The organism is Cyanobacteriota bacterium (assembly GCA_025054735.1).
GTDB lineage: Bacteria > Cyanobacteriota > Cyanobacteriia > SKYG9 > SKYG9 > SKYG9.
Map to the genome: position 1 here is coordinate 1 of JANWZG010000250.1, position 5,920 is coordinate 5,920.

Sequence of the window (5,920 nt, forward strand, 5' to 3'; positions counted from 1 at the left end):
ACACTAGTATAGTCCAAGTAAATAGATGCACCCATGAGGCGCTTGCGCCCTCCGGGAATGCTGGCATTCACAATCCCATGCTCAATCTGAACATCGGCCCCCAGGGTCTGTAGCCCGCGTACATGCAAATCCACTGGTCGAGCACCAATCGCACAGCCACCAGGCAGGGGGATTTGGGCTACACCTAACCGCGCCAGCACTGGGCCGATGATAAAGAAGCTAGCTCGGAGTTGGCTCACCAGTTCGTAAGGAGCCATAACATTTTGTAGGTGACGGGCATCAATATCCAACGTGTCACCATTATGCTCCAGGCGAATGCCGATCGCAGACAGAATCTCCCCCATGCGCTTTACATCCACCAAGGATGGAACGTTGCGAATGCGACAATCACCAGAGCAGAGTAAGGAGCCAGCCATGATAGCCAATGCAGAATTCTTAGCACCACTGATTTTCACTTCGCCACTCAGCGGCACCTTCCCATAAATTTCTAAAACAGACTGCTCCGAGCCAGCAACATAGCCAGAAGTTGCTGTTTTTTCTGACACACTAGTAATGGCTCTACCCTCCTAATACCTAACTAACCAATTGTGACGATTTCTAAACATTGTCATGATTAGACCCTAAATGCTTAGCTCTGTCAACGTCAAGTACTAGCTACATCACATCCGCCAACATTCATTTATTGCAGGTAGCGTTGCCAACAATCTACTAGAGAGCACTATGCATAACCGCAATCCAGGTCTCTGCATCCCGATTCTTGTCTCAGAATGGCATCTTCAATGGGGATCAGGCATGATAAAGTTGTGCACTTAGTTGACTGATAAATCTTCTTTGTAGTTGGGTTGAACAACGCAAGACCTAACGCCGTCTATGCTTTATTGGCTTACGCTTAGGAGTTTTGTCAGGCAACTAGGTTGAGCACTGGGAGTCCAAATCACTGAGTATAGAGCAATTGAAACCACGGCTAAGCAATTAGAGTTTGCCTTGGTGGTTAAAACTGGAGCCTATCCCCAGTGAGTGTGGATTCATCTTGAATTATGTGCGTGTGACCGTAATCTTAATCTCTAGGGCTTAGCTTAGTGCTATCAGCATTCTTTGACCTAGTTCCCTGCTGTCGTTTCTTCTCCACTAGTCATGGCTAAATTTCTCAGCGGCGCTGACATCCGACGAACGTTTTTAGAGTTTTATCAGGCAAAAGGACATAAGCTTCTGCCCAGTGCATCCCTGGTGCCCGATGATCCTACTGTACTGCTGACGATCGCGGGGATGCTACCCTTCAAGCCCATTTTTCTGGGACAGCGACAAGCTGAAGTGCCCCGTGCTACCACCTCACAAAAATGTATCCGTACTAATGACATCGAAAACGTCGGACGTACCAAGCGCCACCACACTTTCTTTGAAATGCTAGGCAACTTTAGCTTTGGGGATTACTTCAAATCCCAAGCGATCGCATGGGCCTGGGAACTTGCTACGGATGTGTTTGGTTTGTTACCAGAGCAGATTGTTGTTAGTGTCTTTGAAGAGGACGACGAAGCCTTTGACATTTGGCGCGATGAAATAGGCATTCCGGCCTCACGCATTAAGCGTATGGGTGCCGATGACAACTTCTGGGCCTCTGGCCCCACTGGTCCCTGTGGTCCATGCTCGGAGTTGTATTATGACTTTCACCCAGAACTAGGTGATGACACGATTGATCTAGAGGATGACAATCGCTTCATTGAGTTCTATAACCTGGTGTTCATGCAGTATAACCGGGATGCAGATGGCAACCTCACACCCCTAGCCGCAAAGAACATTGATACAGGCATGGGATTGGAGCGCATGGCTCAAATCCTTCAGCAGGTGCCTAACAACTACGAAACTGACCTGATTTTCCCCATTATCAAAACGGCGGCTGAACTGGCTGAGATTGACTATGCCCAAGCGGATGAGACAGCTAAGACATCCTTGAAGGTAATTGGGGATCACGTCCGTGCTGTGGTGCACATGATTGCAGACGGCATCACTGCTTCTAATCTGGGTCGAGGCTATATCCTGCGTCGTCTTATTCGGCGGGTAGTGCGCCATGGACGACTGCTAGGTATTGATCGTGAGTTCATTACTACGGTAGCTGAAACTGCGATCGCCCTCGCTGAAGACGTTTACCCCATTGTGCGAGAGCGGGAAATTGCCATCAAAACCGAATTGCAGCGGGAAGAATCTCAGTTTTTGAAGACGCTCGATCGGGGTGAGAAACTCTTGGCTGACGTAATAGCCAAGGTCTCTAAGACCGATGGGCAAATTTCGGGTCTAGATGCGTTCACCCTGTACGACACCTACGGTTTTCCACTGGAACTCACCCAAGAAATTGCGGCAGAGCATGGATTGACTGTAGATGTAGATGGCTTTGATGTAGAAATGGCGAAACAGCGCGATCGAGCACGGGCTGCCCATGAGACCATTGACCTCACAGTACAGGGCACTCTAGACAAACTTGCCGTTCAGTTCCAAAGCACCCAGTTTTTGGGGTACGACCAAACAGCAGTACAGACTAGGGTTATTGGGTTGCTAGTGGCAGGGCAGTTAGTCGAAGCAGCAAACGCAGGTGATAACGTGCAGGTGCTGTTAGAGAAGACTCCTTTCTATGCTGAATCAGGGGGACAAGTGGGCGATCGGGGCTACCTGATTGGCGCAGTAGAACACCAAACCACTGCTATACAAGAATTACCCCTAGTGGTTCGCATTGATGATGTTCAGAAAGAAGCAGGACTATTTGTCCACATAGGGCAAGTGGAACGTGGTACCCTCCGCATTGGAGAAGAAGTCTTTGCCCAAATCGACAACCAATTGCGCCGCCGCGCTCAGACCAACCATACCGCTACCCACCTCTTGCAAGCTGCCTTGAAAAAGATTGTGGATCCAGCGATTTCTCAAGCAGGATCATTGGTGGCCTTTGATCGGCTCCGATTTGACTTTAACTGTCCCCGTGCACTGACAACAGAGGAACTGCAACAAGTTGAAGCCCAAGTTAATGTATGGATTACCGAAGGCCATAGCGCCCAGGTAGCTGTAATGCCTATTGCTGAGGCCACTGCTAAGGGAGCGATCGCAATGTTTGGCGAAAAATATGGCAGTGAGGTGCGCGTGGTAGATTATCCTGGCGTATCTATGGAGCTTTGTGGGGGTACTCATGTAGCCAACACCGCCGAAATTGGTCTCTTCAAAATTATTAGCGAAGCAGGAATTTCTGCAGGTGTGCGCCGCATTGAAGCCGTTACTGGGCAGTCAGCACTAGATTACCTAAACCTACGTGATCGGGTAGTACGAGACTTGGGCGATCGCTTCAAGGCCAAACCAGAGGAACTGCCAGATCGTGTTGCTGCCCTGCAAGACGAACTCAAACAAGCCCAAAAACAACTTACTGCCCTCAAATCGGAGCTAGCTATTGCCAAGTCTGATAACCTGCTAGCTCAAGCGAAACCCGTAGGCAACTTCACTATTCTAGTGGCTCAGATGGAGGATGTTGATGCCCAAGCCCTACAAATTGCTGCTGAACGTTTGATGCACAAACTTGGTGATAGTGCAGTTATATTAGGATCCGTACCAGAACCGGGTAAAGTCAGTCTCGTGGCAGCGTTTAGTCCTGCGGCTATTCAGAAAGGATTGAATGCAGGCAAATTTGTGGGGACGATTGCCAAGATTTGTGGCGGTGGTGGTGGTGGCAGACCTAACCTTGCCCAGGCTGGAGGCCGAGACCCCAGCAAGTTACCCGCAGCCCTGACCAAAGCTGAGGCTGACCTATTAGCTGCCCTGAGCTAAGGCTACTTAATAAACAATTTATAAACAATTAGTGCCCCGCCAGCTTAACCATACCAATGCCACCGAAGTATAGCGCTAATACCGCTCCTCCTAGCAGGGACTGCGTAATTGGGTCAGTAGATGGTGTCAACACCGCCCCTAAGACTACTGCTCCCAAAACTACATAGCGCCAGCCAGACAACATCTGCTTTGAGGTAGCAATTCCAAGTACGCCCAGCAGTAGTTGCACGATCGGAATCTGAAACGCTAAGCCAGTACTAAACATTAACAACAATACAAACTCAAAGTAGCGATCAATCGACCATGCTTGCTCTACCACATCCGCACCATAGCTGATGAAAAAGCGCAACGCAGCAGGAATCAATGCGATGTAGGCAAACCCTAGACCTGCAACAAATAAAATACTGGAGCCAAACACAACTGGAGCTAGCAACCGTTGTTCCCGTCGCGTTAGACCTGGTAAAACGAACCGGATAATTTGGTACAGAATTACAGGACTTGCCAGTAAGATACCGCTATAGCCCGCTACCTTAAGCGATACGAAGAAAAATTCGCCAGGTGATAGCTGTAAAAACTTGACCCCCTGCGCTGGAGCCTCTAGCAATTGCACGATCGGCCTCACGGTTAAAAAACACAGTGCAATACCAATCACAACCGCGATCGCTGCGTAGAAAATTCGCTGACGCAGCTCTTCTAGATGCTCAAACAATGACATCTCCACATCGTTAGGTAATTCATCATCAGGATCACTACCCATCTGATCCGCACCAGACTCCAGCATAGGATCAGTCATCTCTCCTGGAAGGGGTTGACCATCGTTCACCTGATGATCATTAGCAACTGTAACTTGTTCAGTCACCTGCTCAGTGCTAGTGCTGTCATGTGAAGACGCATCTACGTCAGCAGAAACGGTCATAGGTTATGCTTAGATCCAAATATAACAACATTAAGTCACATAGCTTCCATTGTACCTGCCTAGCTGGAGACAGACAGATGACCCATGCAGATTTACCTTGACTACAGCGCCACCACCCCACCTCACTCAGAAGTTATTGCCCTCATGAGCCAGATTATGGCTGAGCAATGGGGTAACCCATCCAGCACTCATACCTGGGGAGAACGATCAGCTACCGTGGTTGAAAAGGCCAGAATGCAGGTCTCTAGCTTGTTAAATGTGCAATCAGACTCCATTGTGTTCACATCAGGGGGTACAGAAGCTAATAACCTTGCTGTGTTAGGGGTCGCCAGTCTATATGATCGGCCTCAACATATCATCACCTCTAGTGTGGAACATTCAGCCATTAGCAAGCCTATTGATCACTTAGAGCGTCAGGGCTGGCAAATCACCCGACTACCTGTGAACAGACTGGGACAAGTTGACCCTAGGGACTTTGAAAAGGCATTACGCCCTAATACTGTCCTAATCACAGTTATTTATGGACAAAGTGAAGTTGGTACGATCCAACCAATTTCAGAACTGGTATCGATTGTCCAACATTGGCGTACTCAGCACCACAGTGATGTGATCTTCCACACTGATGCTGTACAGGTTGCCGGACGCTTACCCCTCGACCTGCAGCACTTACCAGTAGACCTGCTATCCCTTTCCAGCCACAAATTCTATGGCCCCCAAGGTTGCGGAGCCTTGTATGTTCGTCCGGGCTTATCCCTTGTCCCTCTTCTACATGGAGGCGGTCAAGAGTTTCAACTACGCTCTGGAACTCAGGCAGTACCAGCCATAGCTGGATTTGGTTTAGCAGCAGAACTAGCAGCCCAGAATCTGTCTACAGAAGCGTCGCGGCTACAAAACTTACGAGATCAGTTGTTTGCAAACTTTGCCAGCCATCCTACCCTCATGCCCACAGGCGATCGTATCCATCGTCTTCCCCATCACGTCAGCTTCTGCCTCCGTCCTCACACTGACCTTCTAGAAACTGGGATCACGGGCAAAACAATTGCACACCAAATGAGTTTAGCTGGCATTGGTATCAGTAGCGGCTCCGCCTGCGATAGTGGTAAAACCATCCCTAGTCCTACTCTGCTAGCGATGGGGTTTAGCGAGTATCAGGCAAAAACAGGTATTCGCCTTACCTTGGGGCGTGACACTACAGCAGACGACATA

Annotated in this window: 4 protein-coding genes; 2 read left to right on the top strand and 2 right to left on the bottom strand. The window is 49.2% G+C overall.

Features of this window, described 5'->3' with window-relative positions; all coding sequences use genetic code 11:
• Positions 1–545, bottom strand: a 545-nt coding sequence (locus NZ772_12330; protein ID MCS6814336.1) for a UDP-N-acetylglucosamine 1-carboxyvinyltransferase, incomplete at its 3' end; no start/stop codon positions are given.
• 589 nt (positions 546–1,134) lie between these two features.
• Here NZ772_12330 and alaS point away from each other — a divergent pair.
• The gene (gene alaS, locus NZ772_12335) at positions 1,135–3,798 is read left to right on the top strand and encodes an alanine--tRNA ligase (protein MCS6814337.1); all 2,664 of its coding nucleotides are present in this window, start codon (positions 1,135–1,137) and stop codon (positions 3,796–3,798) included.
• A 28-nt stretch (positions 3,799–3,826) separates the two neighbouring features.
• Here the strand turns inward: alaS and tatC are convergent, their stop codons facing one another.
• The gene (tatC, locus tag NZ772_12340) at positions 3,827–4,591 is read right to left on the bottom strand and encodes a twin-arginine translocase subunit TatC (protein ID MCS6814338.1); all 765 of its coding nucleotides are present in this window, start codon (positions 4,589–4,591) and stop codon (positions 3,827–3,829) included.
• Between the two features lie 207 nt (positions 4,592–4,798).
• Here tatC and NZ772_12345 point away from each other — a divergent pair.
• Positions 4,799–5,920: cysteine desulfurase (locus NZ772_12345; protein MCS6814339.1), on the top strand; the 1,122-nt coding region annotated here is incomplete at its 3' end.